The organism is Polynucleobacter sp. es-EL-1 (assembly GCF_018687975.1).
Lineage (GTDB): Bacteria > Pseudomonadota > Gammaproteobacteria > Burkholderiales > Burkholderiaceae > Polynucleobacter.
Genome location: NZ_CP061310.1, coordinates 990,051 through 1,008,428 on the forward strand (window position 1 = coordinate 990,051; position 18,378 = coordinate 1,008,428).

At 45.3% G+C, this 18,378-nt stretch carries 18 protein-coding genes; 14 read left to right on the forward strand and 4 right to left on the reverse strand.

Annotation, left to right across the window (positions count from 1 at the left end; genetic code table 11):
- Positions 1–8: 8 nt before the first annotated feature.
- Positions 9–785 carry a peroxide stress protein YaaA gene (gene yaaA / locus FD974_RS05065; RefSeq protein WP_215362948.1) on the reverse strand — a complete coding sequence of 259 codons (777 nt, stop codon included), beginning with the start codon at positions 783–785 and terminating at the stop codon, positions 9–11.
- Positions 786–852: 67 nt separating this feature from the next.
- Between yaaA and FD974_RS05070 the strand changes: the two genes are divergently transcribed.
- From FD974_RS05070 to FD974_RS05130, 13 genes are all read left to right on the forward strand, one after another.
- Complete coding sequence (locus tag FD974_RS05070; protein WP_215362950.1) at positions 853–2,055, forward strand: pyridoxal phosphate-dependent aminotransferase; 1,203 nt, start codon at positions 853–855, stop codon at positions 2,053–2,055.
- 46 nt (positions 2,056–2,101) lie between these two features.
- Positions 2,102–2,809: a glutathione binding-like protein gene (locus tag FD974_RS05075; RefSeq protein ID WP_215366695.1), complete on the forward strand. Its 708-nt coding sequence runs from the start codon at positions 2,102–2,104 to the stop codon at positions 2,807–2,809.
- A 1-nt stretch (position 2,810) separates the two neighbouring features.
- A complete protein-coding gene (locus FD974_RS05080) occupies positions 2,811–3,665 on the forward strand; it encodes a 3-hydroxybutyryl-CoA dehydrogenase (protein WP_215362952.1) in 855 nt (284 codons plus the stop codon).
- Positions 3,666–3,701: 36 nt separating this feature from the next.
- Entirely contained in the window at positions 3,702–4,181 is a 480-nt protein-coding gene (locus FD974_RS05085) for a DUF3429 domain-containing protein (RefSeq protein WP_251374543.1), read from the forward strand.
- A gap of 11 nt (positions 4,182–4,192) precedes the next feature.
- On the forward strand, positions 4,193–5,506 hold the full coding sequence (locus tag FD974_RS05090; protein WP_215362954.1) for a replication-associated recombination protein A: 1,314 nt from the start codon (positions 4,193–4,195) through the stop codon (positions 5,504–5,506).
- The gene (locus tag FD974_RS05095; RefSeq protein ID WP_215362956.1) at positions 5,503–6,138 is read left to right on the forward strand and encodes a 2-hydroxychromene-2-carboxylate isomerase; all 636 of its coding nucleotides are present in this window, start codon (positions 5,503–5,505) and stop codon (positions 6,136–6,138) included. The genes FD974_RS05090 and FD974_RS05095 overlap by 4 nt, the downstream gene beginning before the upstream one ends.
- A 70-nt stretch (positions 6,139–6,208) precedes the next feature.
- A complete protein-coding gene (locus FD974_RS05100; RefSeq protein ID WP_215362961.1) occupies positions 6,209–6,784 on the forward strand; it encodes a peptidylprolyl isomerase in 576 nt (191 codons plus the stop codon).
- Positions 6,785–6,807: 23 nt separating this feature from the next.
- Complete coding sequence (locus tag FD974_RS05105; RefSeq protein ID WP_215362963.1) at positions 6,808–8,646, forward strand: bifunctional chorismate-binding protein/class IV aminotransferase; 1,839 nt, start codon at positions 6,808–6,810, stop codon at positions 8,644–8,646.
- A gap of 9 nt (positions 8,647–8,655) precedes the next feature.
- On the forward strand, positions 8,656–9,216 hold the full coding sequence (locus tag FD974_RS05110) for an NUDIX hydrolase (protein ID WP_215362965.1): 561 nt from the start codon (positions 8,656–8,658) through the stop codon (positions 9,214–9,216).
- 14 nt (positions 9,217–9,230) lie between these two features.
- Positions 9,231–9,968: a leucyl/phenylalanyl-tRNA--protein transferase gene (aat, locus tag FD974_RS05115; protein WP_215362967.1), complete on the forward strand. Its 738-nt coding sequence runs from the start codon at positions 9,231–9,233 to the stop codon at positions 9,966–9,968.
- Positions 9,965–10,711, forward strand: coding sequence for an arginyltransferase (locus FD974_RS05120; protein WP_215362969.1), 747 nt, complete (start codon positions 9,965–9,967; stop codon positions 10,709–10,711). Before aat ends, FD974_RS05120 begins: the two co-directional genes overlap by 4 nt.
- A gap of 9 nt (positions 10,712–10,720) precedes the next feature.
- Positions 10,721–11,755 (forward strand): quinone-dependent dihydroorotate dehydrogenase, encoded by a 1,035-nt coding sequence (locus tag FD974_RS05125; protein WP_215362971.1) that lies wholly within the window; start codon positions 10,721–10,723, stop codon positions 11,753–11,755.
- A 102-nt stretch (positions 11,756–11,857) separates the two neighbouring features.
- On the forward strand, positions 11,858–12,676 hold the full coding sequence (locus FD974_RS05130) for an IclR family transcriptional regulator (protein ID WP_215362973.1): 819 nt from the start codon (positions 11,858–11,860) through the stop codon (positions 12,674–12,676).
- Between the two features lie 21 nt (positions 12,677–12,697).
- Here FD974_RS05130 and FD974_RS05135 read toward each other — a convergent pair whose 3' ends face one another.
- Positions 12,698–13,735 (reverse strand): serine hydrolase, encoded by a 1,038-nt coding sequence (locus FD974_RS05135; protein ID WP_215362975.1) that lies wholly within the window; start codon positions 13,733–13,735, stop codon positions 12,698–12,700.
- A gap of 110 nt (positions 13,736–13,845) precedes the next feature.
- Positions 13,846–14,733: a DMT family transporter gene (locus FD974_RS05140; RefSeq protein ID WP_215362977.1), complete on the reverse strand. Its 888-nt coding sequence runs from the start codon at positions 14,731–14,733 to the stop codon at positions 13,846–13,848.
- 211 nt (positions 14,734–14,944) lie between these two features.
- Here FD974_RS05140 and FD974_RS05145 point away from each other — a divergent pair, with 211 nt between their 5' ends.
- Positions 14,945–15,490: a phasin family protein gene (locus FD974_RS05145; protein WP_215362979.1), complete on the forward strand. Its 546-nt coding sequence runs from the start codon at positions 14,945–14,947 to the stop codon at positions 15,488–15,490.
- A 74-nt stretch (positions 15,491–15,564) separates the two neighbouring features.
- On the opposite strand, the gene ppc is transcribed toward FD974_RS05145, so the two are convergent.
- Positions 15,565–18,360, reverse strand: coding sequence for a phosphoenolpyruvate carboxylase (ppc, locus tag FD974_RS05150; RefSeq protein ID WP_215362981.1), 2,796 nt, complete (start codon positions 18,358–18,360; stop codon positions 15,565–15,567).
- Positions 18,361–18,378: the final 18 nt, after the last annotated feature.

The following is an 18,378-nucleotide window of genomic DNA, read 5'->3' on the forward strand; positions in this document are numbered from 1 at the left end:
GCCTTCTCTTACTTTCTTTGTGAACGTCTAAAGACTGGTTTTTCTGGTTTGGATTCGGATGGATAGTATTTATAACCATCTAAATTAAAACCTTTCAAATCGGCAGGATCTGTAATGCGATTTTCAACAACGTAACGCGCCATCAAACCTCTTGCGCGCTTTGCATAAAAAGAAATAATTTTGTACTTACCATCCTTTTCATCCTGAAAAACCGGGGCAATGACTGGGCAATCGAGATTCTGGGGTTGTAGCACCTTGAAATATTCCTCAGAAGCTAAATTAAGCAGAACGGGTTTCTTTTGCTTTTCGAGGATTTTTTTAAGGGATTCGGTAACCCGCTCACCCCAAAAAGCGTACAAGTCCTTACCTCTGGCATTCTTAAATGCGGTACCCATCTCTAGGCGATAGGGTTGCATTAAATCGAGAGGCCTTAAGGCGCCATATAAACCGGACAAGATACGAATATGGTCCTGAGCAAACTCAACCGTCTTGGGATTGAGTGATTTGACGTCAAAACCATCGTAAACATCCCCATCAAAAGCATAAATTGCAGGCTTGCTATTTTCCTCAGTGAACTTCTTGGACCAATCACGATAGCGACCCACATTTAAGGCGGCCAGCTGGTCGGATAAACCCATGAGATCAGCTACCTCTTGGGGGGCTAATTTCTTCAGATCGGCAATCAACTTGGCCGATTCTGAGACAAACTCAGGCAAAGTTGGCGCCTTAACCTTGGCGGGGGTTTTGTAATCAAGAGATTTAGCAGGTGAAAGAACGATCAGCATGGCACAATTTCAGTATGAATTACTTCCATTCTAGCGACTACCCATCATATTTGCCCTAAACCACCAAATGGATCAAAAACCACTGAATACCCCGCAGTTCCCGAGCCGCCTTCCACAGGTTGGAACAACGGTATTTACCGTGATGTCAGCGCTAGCTGCAGAGCATCAGGCAATTAATTTAGGCCAAGGCTTCCCAGACTTTCCTTGCGATAGGCAATTGATTTCAGATGTCAACGCCGCCATGCTAGCTGATCACAATCAATACCCGCCCATGGCTGGTATTGCACCATTACGCCAAGAGGTGGCAAAAAAGAATCTGGCCCTCTATGGTCATCAATATGATGCTGATACGGAAATCACCATCACTGCAGGTGGCACACAGGGAATTATTACCGCCATACTCTCTTGTGTAAGCCCAAGCGATGAAGTTGTCATCATTGAGCCAGCCTATGACAGCTATCGACCATCGATTGAGCTTGCCGGTGGAAAAACAATTGCGGTCTCTTTAATAGCGCAACGAGATACAGATGGCCGCGTTAGCTCTTATGAGATTCCTTGGGATGCATTAGCTAAAGCGATAAGCAATAAAACGCGCTTGGTAATTATTAATACACCCCACAATCCAACGGGGATGGTGTGGCAAAGATCTGATTTAGACCAGTTAGCTCAGTTAGTCAGAAATACGAACGCTCTGATATTGAGTGATGAGGTGTACGAGCACATGGTCTATGACGGGAAACTGCACCAAAGCGTAGCAAGTCACCCAGAGTTAGCCGCACGAAGCTTTCTGATTTCAAGCTTTGGTAAGACCTACCATGTCACTGGCTGGAAAGTAGGCTATGTAGCTGCCCCCGCTAGCATGATGAAAGAGTTTCGTAAGGTACACCAATTCAATGTATTTACAGTGAACACTCCGATGCAATATGGTTTGGCAAAGTATTTGCAAGAGCCTCGCCATTACTTAGATCTCGCCGCCTTCTATCAAACTAAGCGTGACTACTTTAGAGCAGGCTTGCAAAATACGCGCTTTACACTGCTACCTTCCCCCGGAACCTATTTTCAATGCGTTGACTATTCCAATTTGCAAATTCCCGAAGCTAAATTGGGGGAGGCTGATTTCTGCGCATGGCTTACTACGGAGATTGGTGTGGCGGCCATTCCTGTTTCTGCTTTTTATGATCAGCCTAAAGAATCTGGCGTGATCCGTTTTTGTTTTGCAAAGCAAGAGAAAACTCTTCACACTGCACTTGACAGACTACAAGCACTGTAATTTTTTAAGGAAAAATATGGCGACCACTACAACACATAAAAAAGACATCATCGATGTCTATAGTTGGCCTACACCAAATGGCCATAAAGTGCATATCATGCTCGAAGAGTGTGGTTATAAATTGGGCAAAGATTGGATTGCCCATCCAATTGATATTGGTGCTGGCGACCAATTTAAAAAAGAGTTTTTGGCGATAAGCCCAAACAACAAGATTCCAGCCATTGTTGACCCACAGGGACCAGATGGAAAACCGATACACCTTTTTGAATCCGGTGCGATTTTGCTCTATCTCGCCGCCAAGACGGGAAAGTTTCTACCCAAATCCGTGCGGGGTAAATATGAGGTTCTACAGTGGCTGATGTTCCAAATGGGTGGCTTGGGCCCGCTATTAGGACAAAACCACCATTTCCGCATTTATGCCCCTGAGAAGATTGAGTATGCGATCAATCGCTACACCAATGAGGCAAAGCGTCTTTATGGCGTCATAGATCATCAACTGAAAGATAATGCCTATATTGCTGGAAAGCAGTACTCCATTGCGGATATTGCCATCTTTCCTTGGACACGCAATTGGAAAAATCAAGGCATCGATATTAATGACTATCCCCATTTCAAGCGCTGGTTTGAAATGGTGGGTGACCGTCCTGCGGTGAAGCGTGGCGTTGAAGTATTAACAGCGTTGCGCAAGCCCTTGCATGATGACAAGGCAAGAGAGCAATTGTTTGGTTCAACTCAGTATCAAAAAAGGAAATAGCATGAAGATTCAATCAGTCGGCATTATCGGCGCGGGCACCATGGGTAATGGCATTGCTCAAGTATGCGCAGTCGCTGGCCTAGATGTAGTGATGGTTGACATTAATGATGCTGCCGTAGAGCGAGGGCTTGCGCAAATTTCCAAAAGCTTAGATCGTTTGGTCAAGAAAGAAACGCTTACCAATGAATCCAAAGCGGCCGCATTAAAACACATTAAAGGAAGCACTTCATACGCAGACCTCAGGGGTTTGCAATTGGTGATTGAAGCTGCGACAGAAAATCAAGCTATTAAAGAAAAGATTTTGAAGCAAGTCGACGAGATCGTTAGTGCAGAAACGATCATTGCCACCAATACATCTTCACTCTCGATTACCAAGCTAGCTGCCCTCGACTCTCATCCCGAACGCTTTATTGGCATGCACTTCTTTAACCCCCCTCCACTCATGGCTTTAGTAGAGGTCATCAGAGGTTTACAAACGAGCGATGCCACCCATGCCGCCATTATTGAGATGGCTAAGCGAATTGGTAAAGAGCCTATTACGGTTAAAAATTCGCCAGGTTTTGTAGTGAACCGGATTTTATTGCCCATGATTAATGAAGCCTTTTTTGTTTTGTATGAAGGCCTTGCCAGCCCAGAAGATATTGATGCGGGCATGAAGCTGGGCTGCAATCAACCGATTGGTCCACTCGCATTGGCTGACCTCATTGGTCTTGATACCTGCTTAGCCGTCATGGAAGTCTATTTTGAAAACTTTAGTGACTCCAAATATCGTCCCTGCCCTCTCCTGCGTGAAATGGTGGCTGCTGGTTATCTTGGCCGCAAAACGGGTCGCGGCGTTTATCAATACGACCAGTAACTTATTTTTTCTTAACCTCATCCATAAAGAAGTATCGTGAACCCCTTGCCCCCTCTTGTCATTAAATTATCTTATGCAGGTTTAATTCCTTTTGTTGTACTTGCTTTAGTTGTTCAATTGGCGCCAACTCCCCTTAATTATTTAGGCGCTGAATCATTAGCTGGTTATGGGGCGGTCATCACGGCATTTATGGGCGCATTGCACTGGGGTGCGAATCTTCATACCCTCGGAAAAAATCCTCCAGGCGATCGCTGGGAAGATCGTAACGCTTGGATCTGGGGAGTGGTTCCTGCGCTGGTGGCTTGGGTCGCTCTACATATTTACATTCCAGTAGGCCTATTAATTCTGGCATCAGCACTGATCATTCAACGCAATATTGATAAAGAGACCTATCAATATTATTTTTCAAGTGAAGAAGCTTGCGGTGCCTTTATGCGAATCCGCAACCGACTGACTATCGTCTCAGTGAGCTGTTTAGTGTGGGCCGCATTAGTCATGTTATTTCTACAGGACTAATCCCAGCACACATGGGTACGCTCTTTGATCAAGATCCACCAGCCCCTTTAGCTGAGGTTTTACGCCCTCGCGTCGTAGAGGAAGTGATTGGACAGGCGCACCTATTAGCAACAGGCAAGCCTCTGCAACTGGCATTTGCCGCTCGCAAGCCCCATTCAATGATTTTATGGGGCCCTCCTGGTGTCGGTAAAACTACACTGGCAAGGCTATCGGCCAAGGCGTTTGATCGAGAATTTATTGCAATTTCAGCGGTACTGGCTGGTGTAAAAGAAATTCGGGAGGCCATCGAACAAGCCCAACGCAATATGTCTGAACAAGGCAAGCAAACTATTTTGTTTGTTGATGAAATTCATCGCTTTAATAAAAGCCAACAGGATGCATTGCTCCCGCATGTAGAGTCTGGACTATTTACCTTTATTGGTGCCACGACTGAAAACCCCTCTTTTGAAGTCAACTCTGCACTTCTTTCTCGGGCACAAGTTTATGTACTCAAATCCTTAAGCACTGAAGAGCTCAAGCAATTATTTGAGCGCGCACGTTCTTGTGCAATGCCTGAGCTTACTTTTGATGAAGCTGCTGTCACGACTCTCATTACCCATGCTGATGGAGATGCCCGCCGTCTCCTTAACCTTATTGAGCAGGTACGTAATGCGCTTTCCGCACCCAATTCTTTAACGACCAATATTGATCAAGCTTTTATTGAAAATGCCCTGACCATTCAAGCGCGGCGCTTTGATAAAGGGGGGGATCACTTTTACGATCAAATCTCTGCTCTGCATAAATCGGTTCGAGGCTCAAATCCAGACGCTGCACTGTATTGGCTATGTCGCATGCTTGATGGCGGTACAGATCCACGCTATTTAGCCAGACGCATTATTCGCATGGCCTGGGAAGATATTGGACTGGCAGATCCGCGCGCCATGCAGCTGGCAAATGATGCTGCACTAACCTATGAACGTCTTGGCTCGCCAGAAGGTGAGCTCGCTCTAGGTCAAGCTGTAATCTACCTCGCGATAGCAGCCAAAAGTAATGCCAGTTATAAAGCGTTTAATGCTGCTCGAGCTTATGTTGCAAATGATCAGACTAAGCCTGTTCCGAATCATTTGCGCAACGCCCCGACTAAGCTTCTGAAAGAATTAGGTCACGGTAAAGAATATCGCTATGCACATGATGAACCTCATGCTTATGCCGCAGGCGAAACCTATTTACCAGAAGGCATGGCAGAGCCGCATTGGTATGAGCCGGTTGATCGAGGACTTGAAGCACAAATAGCCGAAAAGATGGCCTTCTTACGCAAACTCGATGTAGATTCAAAGTCAAAATGAGCCCGAACAATATCAGCAAGCCCAAGGCCAAACTCTATTACGACATCATTTCGCCCTTTTCCTATTTTTATATCAAACAGCGTCACCGCCTTTCTGATCAAATTGAGATTGAACCAATCCCAATCTTGCTAGGGGGACTTTTTAGGGCAACCGATAATCGGGGGCCTGGAGAGATTCCTGCAAAACGCCCACACACCTATCAATACTGCGTTTGGCTAGCCGAAAAATTGGGCATACCATTTCGGTTTCCAGAACATCATCCATTCCTGACTGTTGCACCTCAGCGTTTGTTGGCACAAGAAAATGCCAACTGGCAGATGGTGGAGCGCGCCTTTGATTATGTTTGGTTAGAGGGCAAGGATCCCAATTTATCCTGGCCTCAGTTTTGTGAATATTTGGGTTTACCTATCCAAACCCCTAAGCCGGATAGTCCAATGGCTAAAGAAAAACTGATAGCCAATACTCATTTAGCTAAAGAGGATGGTGCATTTGGGGTCCCTGCACTGGTTATCAATGAGCAATGCTTTTGGGGTCTTGATACGATTGACTGGGCATTAGACTATCTAGCTAGACCCGGGATGTTTGAGGAGCCCACCTATTTGCGGGCCAAAAATATGCCTTTTGGACTCTAAGCAGCATAAGCTCTTTCATCCCAATACAATGCATTCAAAGAACTCTCTATTTATCACAAGGACTTACATCATGCGTAATATCATTGCTGCCCTCGTATTTGCCGCTACTTGTTTAAGTAGCATCAGCGCATTTGCTGGACCTAAAGTGGAATTCAAAACCACTATGGGTAATTTCGTAGTTGAGCTTGACTCTGTGAAGGCACCAAAGACGACTGCTAATTTTTTGAACTACGTCAATAGCGGCTTTTATAACGGCACCATTTTTCATCGCGTTATTAATGGCTTCATGATTCAAGGAGGTGGGTTTACTCCAGACTTGGTTCAAAAACCCACTAATGCACCAGTAGTATCTGAAGCTCAAAATGGTTTGAAGAATCAAACGTACACCATTGCAATGGCTCGCACTTCTGACCCTGACTCAGCTACTGCCCAGTTTTTTATCAACGTCAAAGATAACGAAGGCCTCAATTATCCCAATGCTATGGGTAATGGCTACACCGTGTTTGGCAAAGTAATTTCTGGTACGCAAACGATTGATGACATTCGTAAAGTGCCAACGATGGTTGCAAGCGCACCAAAAATGGGGCGTATGGCCGATGTACCAAGCAAAACAGTCACTATCGAATCAGCAACTGTTCTGAAGTAAGTGCTACTCCAGCAATCAAGACCATGATTCTGCTCGATGATGCTCAGAGCACCCTAATACAGCCGACGAGTCGACTCTATCAGGATCCGTTACGCAGCTGGAGCATTACAGCCTCTCATTGCGATGCAGATAATAAGAGGCTCATTGAGCAATGCCTCCTCGAGATCCAAGAGGTACTTCATCAAGGCAAATTCGTAGTAGTCGCATTTGCCTATGAACTTGGTCGCCTCATTCATCATCTGCCAAGCCGTGAAAATAGTTTATCTACGCACTTAAATCATCCCCTAATTCAGGCTTGGTCATTTGATTCCTATGAGGCATTAAGCAAAGAGCAAGTTGACGCATTTTTAAACAATCAACTTACTCAATCAAGTAATACGCCTAAACCCTCGGGGATTGCCAATCTATCCAATTCGCTAGACGAAGCGAAATTTGCTCAAGACATCGCTACCATTCATGAATATATTAAGAGTGGTGATTGCTACCAAATTAATCATACCTATCGCATTACTGGCGATACCTATGGTGAACCGCTAGCACTCTATCAGCGTTTAAGAGAACGTCAGCCAGGAAGATTTGGTGCCTATATTGAAGATGGCGAAAACTATATTCTTTCTCAATCCCCTGAGTTATTTATTGCGCGCAATGGGCAAACCTTAACAGCCATGCCCATGAAAGGCACGGCCAATGCCTTAAGCGAATCTGCAGACCAGCTTTGTCAAGACCTTAAAAATCAAGCTGAAAATGTCATGATCGTTGATCTCTTGCGTAATGATTTGAGCAGACTTGCTTTGCCAGGGACAGTGAGTGTGCCGCACCTATTCCAAGTGGCAAGACATGGTGATGTATTGCAAATGACTTCCACCGTTCAGGCACAAGCAAAGCCGCAGATTCAATTGCTCGACATCCTCAATGCCGTTTTTCCCTGTGGGTCAGTAACAGGGGCACCCAAGAAGCGCAGCATGGAAATTATTCAAGAGCTTGAGCCATCTGATCGCGGCTATTACTGTGGCGCCTTGGGTTGGTTAGATCCTAGCGGTGATTTTGCGCTGAGCGTGCCTATTCGCACGATTGAAATTCAACGTGATATCCAGACGCAGGCTTCTCGTTTTACTCTAGGCGTGGGTGCTGGAATTACGATCGACTCTCAGGCACAGCAAGAATGGGAAGAATGTCAGATCAAGGCCAAGTTCCTGTGCCAACTACCCAGTGAGGTGGGCCTGTTTGAAACCATTCTGATTGTGAATGGTGAGCCTGCCCATATTGAGCGCCACCTTAATCGTCTGCAACACTCTGCACTAGCTCTTGGAATTGCCTTATCAAGAGATCATGTCAAAGAGCTTATTTATGCAGCATGTAGTTCATGTGACAAGTCTAGCAAATACCGTTTACGAGTCGATGTCGATTTTAAAGGTGCTGTGACATGGCAATTATCAGCACTAGCAGCATTAGAGGAAAAAGTAAGAATTTTTTGGGCAAGCGATATTCTTTCTAATCCAGAGGATGCGATCATGCACTCTGGCAATGTATTGCTACAACATAAAGTTAGCGCTAGGGATGCTTATGATATGGCATGGCAAAAAGCACAATCCCTAGGGGGATTTGATGCCCTCTTTATCAATGAAAAAGGGTTTGTCACTGAAGGTGGGAGAAGTAGTATTTTTATTCAAGCTGCTGATGGCAATCAATGGCTTACACCACCACTCAATGCTGGCGTATTACCTGGGGTGATGCGCTCCATCATTCTGAGCGATCCCCAGAGAAATGCCCATGAAGCTAACCTTACTATTAATGATGTGAAGAATGCGAAGGCTATCATGCTCACTAATGCATTACGTGGCGTTATCCCAGCCTATTTATAGAAAGCAAGCATGAAGTTTTGCTCCAATTGCGCTTCACCTATCACCGTGAAAATTCCGGCGGATGACTCGCGTGAGCGTCATGTCTGCGAATCCTGCGGGATGATTCATTACTGTAATCCGCGCAATGTAGTCGGTAGCATTCCGGTCTATGGAGAACAGGTTTTACTGTGCAAGCGGGCCATAGCACCACGTCACGGTTATTGGACTCTGCCTGCAGGTTTTATGGAACTAGGCGAGAGTACCAGCGCTGGTGCTGCACGCGAAACTCAAGAAGAAGCTGGTGCGATAGTGGAAATTGGTCCACTCTATTCCTTATTAAATGTGCCCCATGCTGAGCAAGTTCACCTCTTTTATTTAGCTCAGATGCATACCCCATATTTTTATGCGGGAGAAGAGAGTCTTGAGGTGGCGCTATTTTATGAACATGAAATTCCCTGGCAAGAGCTCGCCTTTCCGACAGTAAAGCAAACTCTAGAATGGTTTTTTGCTGATCGCGCTGCGGGCTTACTGCATGCTGATGCACAAATCAGCGTCAGGACAAGAGATGTCCTCCCCACAGAAAAGATTTAATTAGGCGCCCATTCATGAGCAATATTGCCTGGTTAGGCGCTCAGGATCCCTTTCCTAATCCACTCCTATCACCCGATCCAGATCCAAGCGTTCCAGGATTGGTTGCGGTGAGTGAGCGCATTTACCCCGGTCAACTTTCTAGAGCCTATCAAATGGGGATTTTTCCCTGGTACTCTGATAATCAACCAGTGCTGTGGTGGTCACCCAATCCTCGCATGGTACTTAAACCTGCAGACTTCAAATGCCATGAGTCTCTCAAAAAGACCATCAGAAATTTTCTAAACGACCCCCGTAAATCCGTAGAAGTTGATCATGATTTTGCTGCGGTTGTTCGATCGTGCGCGACTGCCAGAAGGAAAGATCAAGATGGCACTTGGATTACCCACGAAATCATGGATGCTTACACGAAGCTACATGACGAGGGTCACGCCCATAGCATTGCTATTGTTGATCATGGACAACTAATTGGCGGTTTGTACTGTGTTGCATTTGGCGGCATGGTCTTCGGTGAATCCATGTTTAGCCATCAAACGGACGCCTCTAAACTGGCCTTAGCCGCGCTTTGTGCTTGGTGCACAGAGCATGCTATAGCGATGATTGATTGCCAGCAAGAAACTGCACACCTACGTTCACTCGGGGCTGCACCCCTGTCACGAGAGGTCTTTTTAAATCATCTGCACAATGCGCTAAAGCAAACTAATATAGAGCTACCTTGGACTTTTAATAAAGAGATACTGAGTCACTGGTTATGACACAGCTTAAAGAGCTTCCTTTAACAACCTTGCAGTTTTATGCAACTGCACCCTATCCCTGTAGCTATCTACCGGGAAAGATTGCGCGTTCGCAAGTAGCCACACCGTCTCATCTAATTCATGCCGATTTGTACGGGGAGTTAGTCAATGCAGGATTTCGTCGCAGCGGCTTATATACCTATCGCCCCTATTGCGATGAATGCCGCGCATGCATCGCAACCCGCATTCCTGTTGCTCAGTTTCAAGCCAATCGAAGCCAGCGCCGTTCATGGAAAAAGCATCAAGGCCTTGAAATCCGAGTTTTAAATCTAGGTTACCAAGAAGAGCATTATGAGCTCTATCAACAATATCAAATGACCCGTCATGCTGATGACGATATGGATCGCGATGACCAAGATCAATACATGCAGTTTTTATTGCAAAGTCGTGTAAATTCTCGGATTGTTGAATTTCGGGATGGCCCGCAAGATACCCATCCTGGCAAGTTACGCATGGTCAGCATGATCGATATCCTTGAACAAGGCATCTCCTCGGTCTACACCTTCTTTGATACTACTAACCCCTCTGCCAGCTACGGTACTTACAGCATCTTGTGGCAAATTAGGCAGGCCCTTGAGCTAGAACTGCCATACCTATACCTTGGTTACTATATTGAGAATAGCGAAAAGATGTCTTATAAAGCCAAGTTCCAGCCCATTGAAGGCTTGATCGATGATCACTGGCAAGCTATCGTTGCGCGATAATATCTATCTATGATCGATAGCTACCCTCTTCTACGCCCTTGGCTTTTTTCTCTAGACCCCGAAGAGGCTCATCGCGTTACGCTAGGCAATCTTGATCGCGCTCAACGTTGGGGGCTGTTGCGTTGCTTCATTGATCAACCGGCATCTGACCCACGAACCATTTGTGGAATTACCTTCCCAAATCCAGTCGGTCTTGCCGCTGGCTTAGATAAAGATGGGCAGCATATTGATGCTTTGGCAAGTTTAGGTTTTGGTTTTTTAGAAATTGGTACGGTGACACCTAAACCACAAGCAGGCAATCCAAAGCCCAGAATGTTTAGACTGCCAGAGGCACAGGGCATCATCAACCGCATGGGTTTTAATAACGATGGCGTTGATGCTTGCGTTAAGAGAGTGCGTCAATCTGAATTCTGGCAAAACGGTGGGATTGTTGGCCTTAACATTGGCAAGAATGCAACTACACCTATTGAAGATGCCGCAAGTGACTATGTCACCGCGCTGGAAGCGGTCTATGAGACTGCTGCTTACATCACGATTAATATTTCTTCGCCCAATACACAAAATCTTCGCGCCCTTCAGGGTGAGGAAATGTTGCGTTCACTCTTAGCTTCAGTTGATCTTGCTCGAAAGAGCTTGAGTGATCGCTACAGTGTTCGTAAACCATTGTTCCTCAAAATTGCACCTGACTTAGACAGTCAAGATATTGGTTTTATTGCCGATCTCTTATTGGAATTTGGTATTGATGCCATCATTGCCACGAACACCACGATTGCGCGAGAAGCGGTACAAAACCTCCCCTTTGGCAATGAAGCTGGCGGATTATCTGGTGCACCGGTTCGACAAGCATCAACGCACATCATTAAATTACTGAACGAGCGTTTAGCTAATGAAGTTCCGATCATTGGCGTTGGCGGAATTATGTCGGCTCAAGATGCCAAAGAAAAGATGGCTGCTGGTGCTAGCTTAATTCAGCTCTATAGCGGCCTAATTTACCGGGGACCCAAACTCATCTCCCAGTGTGCTGACGCACTCAAAACCTCGTAAGTCATTAGTCATTCCCCGGGTATTTGCGAGGCAAATCATCACCCTGAGAGTTTTGATTTCATATTGTGCAATTTCGCTTAAAAATTGGCTACAATAAACATTATGACTACCGGTAAATCTACAAAAGTTGCAAAAGTACCTGGTGAAGCAGGCAAAACTGCTATCCAGGTAGTAGATCGTATGATGAATTTGCTCGATGCCCTGGCATTGCATGAGGATTCAACCAGTCTCAAATTGCTAGCGGAGGAGACAGAATTACACCCTTCTACTGCCCATCGCATTTTGAATGATTTAGTGGCTTGCAGGCTGGTAGAGCGTGGCGATGGTGGCACTTATCGCCTAGGGCTCAAACTGCTCGAGCTGGGCAACTTAGTCAAAGCCAGGCTATCTGTTCGAGAAGCTGCTCAAGCCCCTATGAGGGCTTTACACAAGCTGACTGGTGAAACAATCAATCTCTCGGTTCGCCAAGGCGATGAAATCGTCTACATTGATCGTGCATATAGCGAGCGCTCTGGCATGCAAGTTGTTCGTGCTATCGGTGGTCGTGCCCCACTCCATTTAACTTCTGTTGGAAAGCTATTCTTAGCCAGCGATGACCCCAATCAAGTCAGAGCATATGTTACCCGCACGGGTCTTGCAGGTCATACGCGTAACAGTATTACTGAATTAGGCAAGTTAGATGAAGAGCTCAATCAAGTTAGAAAAATGGGACATGCGCGCGATAACGAAGAATTAGAGCTTGGTGTGAGCTGTGTTGCCGCAGAAATCTTAGATGACAGTGGAAAGCTAGTTGCCGGCCTCTCACTAAGCTCCCCTACCGACCGCATTCAGTCAGATTGGCTAAAGCTCTTGCAAGATACGGCCTTGCAAATCTCCAAGGGAATGGGCTTTAAACCCAAAACCATAGAACCTCACTCGTAATTCTTTACTGCGTGAATCCGCCTACATGAGGCGACGAATAGGCTGAGGCTCTCCTGCTGGCATGCGCTCATACCAGTCTTTAACCCTCACAGCATCAGCAAAGCGTGATTGCGTTCCAACGGAATCAAGGAATACTAACAAGAGTGGCGTGTTGTTCACCTTGGCTTGCATCACCAAGCATCTTCCCGCTGCATTAATAAATCCGGTTTTTTGTAAGCCAATATTCATATCGCCAGCGCGAACTAAGCGATTGGTATTCACAAATTTTTGCGGGCGTTTACCAACCATCATAGTCAGATCAGGCCAGGTAGAAAAATCACGAATCACTTTATATTGATAAGCAGAGCCAAGCAATCGAGTCAGGTCTTCAGCAGAAGCCACGTTTTCACTGAGTAGTCCAGTGGGATCTGCAAAATGAGAATGGGTCATGCCAATTTCCCTTGCCTTGCGATTCATAGCATCCACAAAAGCGCGCATACCACCAGGATAGTTGCGACCTAAAGTATAGGCTGCACGATTTTCAGAAGACATCAATGCCAGTAGTAAAGCCTCTTCTCGGGTTAATGTCGTGCCCCCAGATAATCTGGAATTGCGATAGCTTTGGACATCATCCGTATTAATGACTAAGGTTTCATCCAGAGGCAAGTTAGAGTCCAATACGACCATCGCTGTCATCAGCTTGGTAATCGATGCAATTGGCAAGCTGACTGAAGGATTCTTCTCAAAATACACTTCTTTGGTATCTTGATTAACAACCATGGCTACGCTGGACTTAAGACTCAGATCATCATGCTGGCCACGTAAGCCTAAAGCGGTAGCAAAGGATGGTCTACTAGGGGCGGGATTACTAGAACGCGTTACTGTAGTACGAACTGCTTTGGGTTTTTTAGAAGACTTGGCAACCTTCTTGGAGTCCACCTTCACCACCACCTTAGATGCATTCTTGGAAGACTTCTTACTTTGCGCATCATTTGAAGAAGCTAGGCTATTTGCAGAGATAGTGACACCACAAGAGAGCAAACCCACAAACGCTAATAGCCAAAATTGTTTCAAGCGCATCCCTAATTTGCCTTCTAAAACTGTAAACATACAGAATGATAAATAACTTTTAGCACTAGAAAGAGCTAATTACCCATAAATCATCAAAATAATCATTAAAAATAGTCAACTTACTCCGCGATAGTTGCTACAGGCCTAGTTTGACGAGCATTCACCAAGACTACCCCGGTCATCGTCAGTGCAAGACCCCCTGCCATCAATAGCGTAAATGGCTCATCAAAAATCAGCCAAGCTAAGGCTGCGGTCATTGGGGGTGTCAAATACAAAAGACTAGTGACTTTGGTTGCGGCGCCCTTTCGGATCATCATGAATAACAGACTAATCGACCCGATGGATAGCGGAAAGATTGCCCACAACAAGGCAAATACTACGGGCGCATTCCAAACCATGACCCCCGATTCAAAGAAGAACATGCAGGCAAAGCACAGAACGGCAGAAACCCCAAACTGAATAGAGGAACCTGCCCTTAAATCAAATACCGGACAATATTTTTTTTGATAAAGGGTGCCAAAAGTGATGGATAGTAAGGCGGCAAACGCTAGCGCATAGCTAGCTAAAGGAATCTGGACAAAGCCAATTTTTTCTGCCACGACTAAAGCCACCCCAGCAAAACCAAACCCTAGACCTACCCATTGCCGCGCACTAACGGTCTCAGACACCCAAGCAGCAAACCAAGCAGTCAAGATGGGTTGCAGGCCAACAATGATCGCTATCAGCCCTGCGGTCATGCCCAAGTAGACAGCAAACCAGACGCCCATGAGATAACCAAATTGCAGCAATAAGCCTGCTACCGCAATATGCCCAATTTGCGTCCAACTTGGCCAAGTCATTTTCCAGATAAAACTCAGAAAGGCCATGGCCATCAAGACCCCAGCAAAACGCCAGGACAAGAACGTGGCTGGCTCAACATAGGGCATAGCCATACGGGCAATCACAAAGCCGGTACTCCATATGAGGACAAATAATGGAGCGATGAGGTTTTCTAACTTCAAAGTCATGAATAACTTATTGAAAATATGGGCTTTTTTGCTTAATCTTCGATTTTAGGCCTTTTTAAGGTAAGTGCCCTTGCTTCACAAAAACCCGACATCCATTCCGTTGATCCTAATAATTTATTGCGATGCAATATGAAAAAAATATAATTTCCTAATAGCCAGTAAAAAGTAAAAGTAGGCGCAAAATATTAATAGTCCAAAGGAAAGGGAATAAATGAACTTAACACCAGAACAAATCGCTGCAGCACATAAAGCCAATTTAGAAACCCTCAGTGGACTAACGAGCCAAGCGCTCCAGAGTATTGAAAAATTAGTGGAACTTAATATGCAGATTGCTAAGCAAAGCTTAAGCGATAGCATGTCCAGCGCCAAGAAGGCTCTCGAAGTAAAAGACATTCAACAGCTTTTGGCACACCAAGCCGAAGCTGTCCAACCGATGGCAGAAAAAATCATGGCTTATAGCCGCCATCTATATGAACTTGCTCATGAAACTCAGGCTAGCTTTACAAAATCTGCAGAGCAAGAGTTTCAGGAGGGTCAGAGAAAAATGAATGCATTGGTGGAGGATTGGACTAAAAACGCCCCTCCCGGTTCAGATGCTGCAGTGACAGCGATGAAGCAAGCTATCGCTTCGGCAACAAATGTATTTGAAACGAGCCAAAAGGCAGTAAAACAAGCAATGGAAGTTACGCAAAGTAATTTACAAAATGCAAGTAAGGCTACTAGCGCTCCAAGCAAAACTGCGAACAAGAGAAAGTAAGCGCATTAAATCTACAGATACTTAAGGGGGAATAGCTTTAGACAGTATGTCATGGCATACCCCCTATTTTTACGCTAACCAGTATTGCGCAAACCTGCTGCGATACCATTAATGGCAATATGTATTCCGCGTTGTACTCGCTCATCATGCTTACCGGCTCGATAGCGTCTCACCAATTCAATCTGCAAGTGGTGCAGAGGATCAATATAAGGAAAGCGATTGCGGATAGACCGGGCTAAGGCTGGATTATTTGCTAAGCGCACCTTCTCCCCCGTAATGAGGGTAAGCGCCTCTACGGTCTTATTCCACTCTAATTCAATGGCATGAAAGATTTTCTTGCGCAAGCGAATATCTGGGACTAGTTCACTGTATCTTGAGGCAAGCGCTAAGTCACTCTTAGCTAGTGCCATATCCATATTAGAAAGCAAGGTCCTAAAAAAGGGCCACTCCTTGTACATTTTTTTTAGCAACGCTAGTGCAGCTTTTTTCTCGGAAGCATTGTCACGATGTATAAATTCCTGAACGGCAGAGCCAAAACCAAACCAGCCAGGCAGTGTCAGACGACATTGGCCCCAGCTAAATCCCCAGGGAATTGCCCTGAGATCCTCTATTTTTTGACCGGCCTTACGACTTGCCGGGCGAGAGCCAATATTGAGCTTCGCAATTTCACGAATTGGTGTCGCATCAAAAAAGTACTCTGCAAACCCTGGGGTTTCGTATACAAGACGACGATAGGCGCTCATACTGGACTGTGAAATACTTGCGGCAGCATCTAAAAAGGCTTTGCTTGCTTGCTTGCTTGGTTTCAACAAAGTAGCTTCCAAGGTTGCCGCAACCAAAGTTTCTAAATTCCGCCTTCCAATCTCTGGATTGGCATATTTAGATCCAATAACCTCCCCTTGCTCCGTAAGACGAATTTGCCCTCGGACAGTACCGGGGGGTTGCGCCAAAATAGCTTCATAGCTTGGACCCCCACCACGTCCAACAGTGCCACCTCTTCCATGAAATAAACGCAGCTTTACACCATGCTGCAACTCGAGGGGTTCAAATACTTTCACTAGGGCAAGCTCGGCGCAATACAACTCCCAGTTACTAGTAACGATACCGCCATCCTTATTGGAATCAGAGTAGCCCAGCATAATGTCCTGCTCTGCACCAGATCGCTTTACCAAGTTCAATATGCCTGGTAGAGCGTAAAAGGCTTGCATAATTGGGGCTGCATTTCGTAAGTCCTCGATGGTCTCAAACAGTGGCACAACGATTAAGTCAGTCGAAGCTTTTTTCCCTAAAGTTCCATGCAGTAGACCAACCTCTTTCTGGAGAAGTAATACTTCTAAAAGATCGCTCACTGTTTCTGTGTGGCTAATAATATAGTGGCGAATAGAATTCTCGCCATATGTATGGTGCACCTTTTTGGCCATCTCAAAAATCGCAAGCTCTGCTAGCAAAAAATCAGAATATTGATGACCTACAACACGTAAACCCCGCGGATCACTTAATAAGGACAACAAGAGTGTTTGTTTATCTAACTCCGATAAACTTGAATAGTTATTCTCGATTAAAGACGCATTGAGTAACTCAGCCAAAACGGCCTCATGCATATCAGAACTTTGCCGCAAATCAATAGTCGCCAAGTGAAAGCCAAATACCTCAACCGCCCTCATTAACCCTCTTAAACGACGATCAACTAAGGCTTTTGCACCCTGCGAAACCAATGAATCCTCAATAATTTTTAGGTCAGATAAAAACTCTTCAGAGTAAATATAGGGGTTTTGAGGGGGTATCGCATGTCTAGCAGCATCAGTACCAGTGAGCATCTTGAGAGTGGCTGCAAGTCTAGAATATATTCCGGTAAGCGCTCTGCGATAGGGCTCATCTTGGCGATGTTCATTCGCATCAGGAGAGGCAGCAGCTAATTCACGCATCGGCTTAGGGAACTTCAAAAGCAAGGCGGATACAGATAGCTCTCTACCTAAATAATGAATTTCAGTTAAATAGTGTCTTAATACCAACTCAGCTTGTCTTGAAATGGCATATTCGAGGGTTTTTGCACTGACATTTGGATTGCCATCTCGATCACCACCAATCCACTGACCCATCTTCAGAAAACTGGCAACGGAGTTACCCTCCAACGAATCTTCTAACTGCGCATAAATCTTAGGAATTTCTTTTAAGAAAGTTGTCTCGTAGTAAGACAAGGCATTTTCAATTTCGTCTGCAACAGTAAGCTTAGTAAAACGTAGCAATCGGGTGTGCCAAAGCTGCAGTACACGAGCGCGGATAAGCTCTTCATTAGCCTTGAGTTCTTTAACGAGCAAGATGTCTTTATCAGAATGATTTGCTCGTGATGATTCTTTAATTTGATCACGCAGTGTTAATAAATTCGCAATATCTCTTTCGGCTTCTAATATGCTCGTTCTCTGAACTTCCGTAGGGTGAGCTGTCAGCACAGGAGAAATAAAACTGCCTTGAAGAGTCTTGGAGATTTCCATATTAGAGACCCCAGCAGCATGCAGTTTTTTGAAAGCCATAGAAATGCTACCGTCTTGATAACTTCCCATGCGCTCATAAGATAAGCGACGTCTAATGTAGTGACGATCCTCGGCTAAGTTAGCCAAATGACTAAAGTAAGTAAAAGCCCTCAAAACTTTCATCGCATGATCACTGCTCAAGCCTTTGAGCAGTTTAGCTAACTCATGATTCGCTTTCTGATTAGCATCTCGATGAAATGAAACCGAGAGTTTTCGAACTTTTTCTACTAGGCCATAAACGACATCACCCTCTTGTTCACGAATGATATCGCCAAGAATCTTTCCCAAAAGCCGAATGTCCTCAACCAAGGGAACTTCTGATGTGTTTAATTTAATCATTTAAGAGAAGGCTCCGAG

Coding starts and splice junctions, on each gene's coding strand:
- yaaA (WP_215362948.1), bottom strand. CDS start 785: ATGCTGATCGTTCTTTCACCTGCTAAATCTCTTGATTACAAAACCCCC.
- FD974_RS05070 (WP_215362950.1), top strand. CDS start 853: ATGGATCAAAAACCACTGAATACCCCGCAGTTCCCGAGCCGCCTTCCA.
- FD974_RS05080 (WP_215362952.1), top strand. CDS start 2,811: ATGAAGATTCAATCAGTCGGCATTATCGGCGCGGGCACCATGGGTAAT.
- FD974_RS05090 (WP_215362954.1), top strand. CDS start 4,193: ATGGGTACGCTCTTTGATCAAGATCCACCAGCCCCTTTAGCTGAGGTT.
- FD974_RS05095 (WP_215362956.1), top strand. CDS start 5,503: ATGAGCCCGAACAATATCAGCAAGCCCAAGGCCAAACTCTATTACGAC.
- FD974_RS05100 (WP_215362961.1), top strand. CDS start 6,209: ATGCGTAATATCATTGCTGCCCTCGTATTTGCCGCTACTTGTTTAAGT.
- FD974_RS05105 (WP_215362963.1), top strand. CDS start 6,808: ATGATTCTGCTCGATGATGCTCAGAGCACCCTAATACAGCCGACGAGT.
- FD974_RS05110 (WP_215362965.1), top strand. CDS start 8,656: ATGAAGTTTTGCTCCAATTGCGCTTCACCTATCACCGTGAAAATTCCG.
- aat (WP_215362967.1), top strand. CDS start 9,231: ATGAGCAATATTGCCTGGTTAGGCGCTCAGGATCCCTTTCCTAATCCA.
- FD974_RS05120 (WP_215362969.1), top strand. CDS start 9,965: ATGACACAGCTTAAAGAGCTTCCTTTAACAACCTTGCAGTTTTATGCA.
- FD974_RS05125 (WP_215362971.1), top strand. CDS start 10,721: ATGATCGATAGCTACCCTCTTCTACGCCCTTGGCTTTTTTCTCTAGAC.
- FD974_RS05130 (WP_215362973.1), top strand. CDS start 11,858: ATGACTACCGGTAAATCTACAAAAGTTGCAAAAGTACCTGGTGAAGCA.
- FD974_RS05135 (WP_215362975.1), bottom strand. CDS start 13,735: ATGCGCTTGAAACAATTTTGGCTATTAGCGTTTGTGGGTTTGCTCTCT.
- FD974_RS05140 (WP_215362977.1), bottom strand. CDS start 14,733: ATGACTTTGAAGTTAGAAAACCTCATCGCTCCATTATTTGTCCTCATA.
- FD974_RS05145 (WP_215362979.1), top strand. CDS start 14,945: ATGAACTTAACACCAGAACAAATCGCTGCAGCACATAAAGCCAATTTA.
- ppc (WP_215362981.1), bottom strand. CDS start 18,360: ATGATTAAATTAAACACATCAGAAGTTCCCTTGGTTGAGGACATTCGG.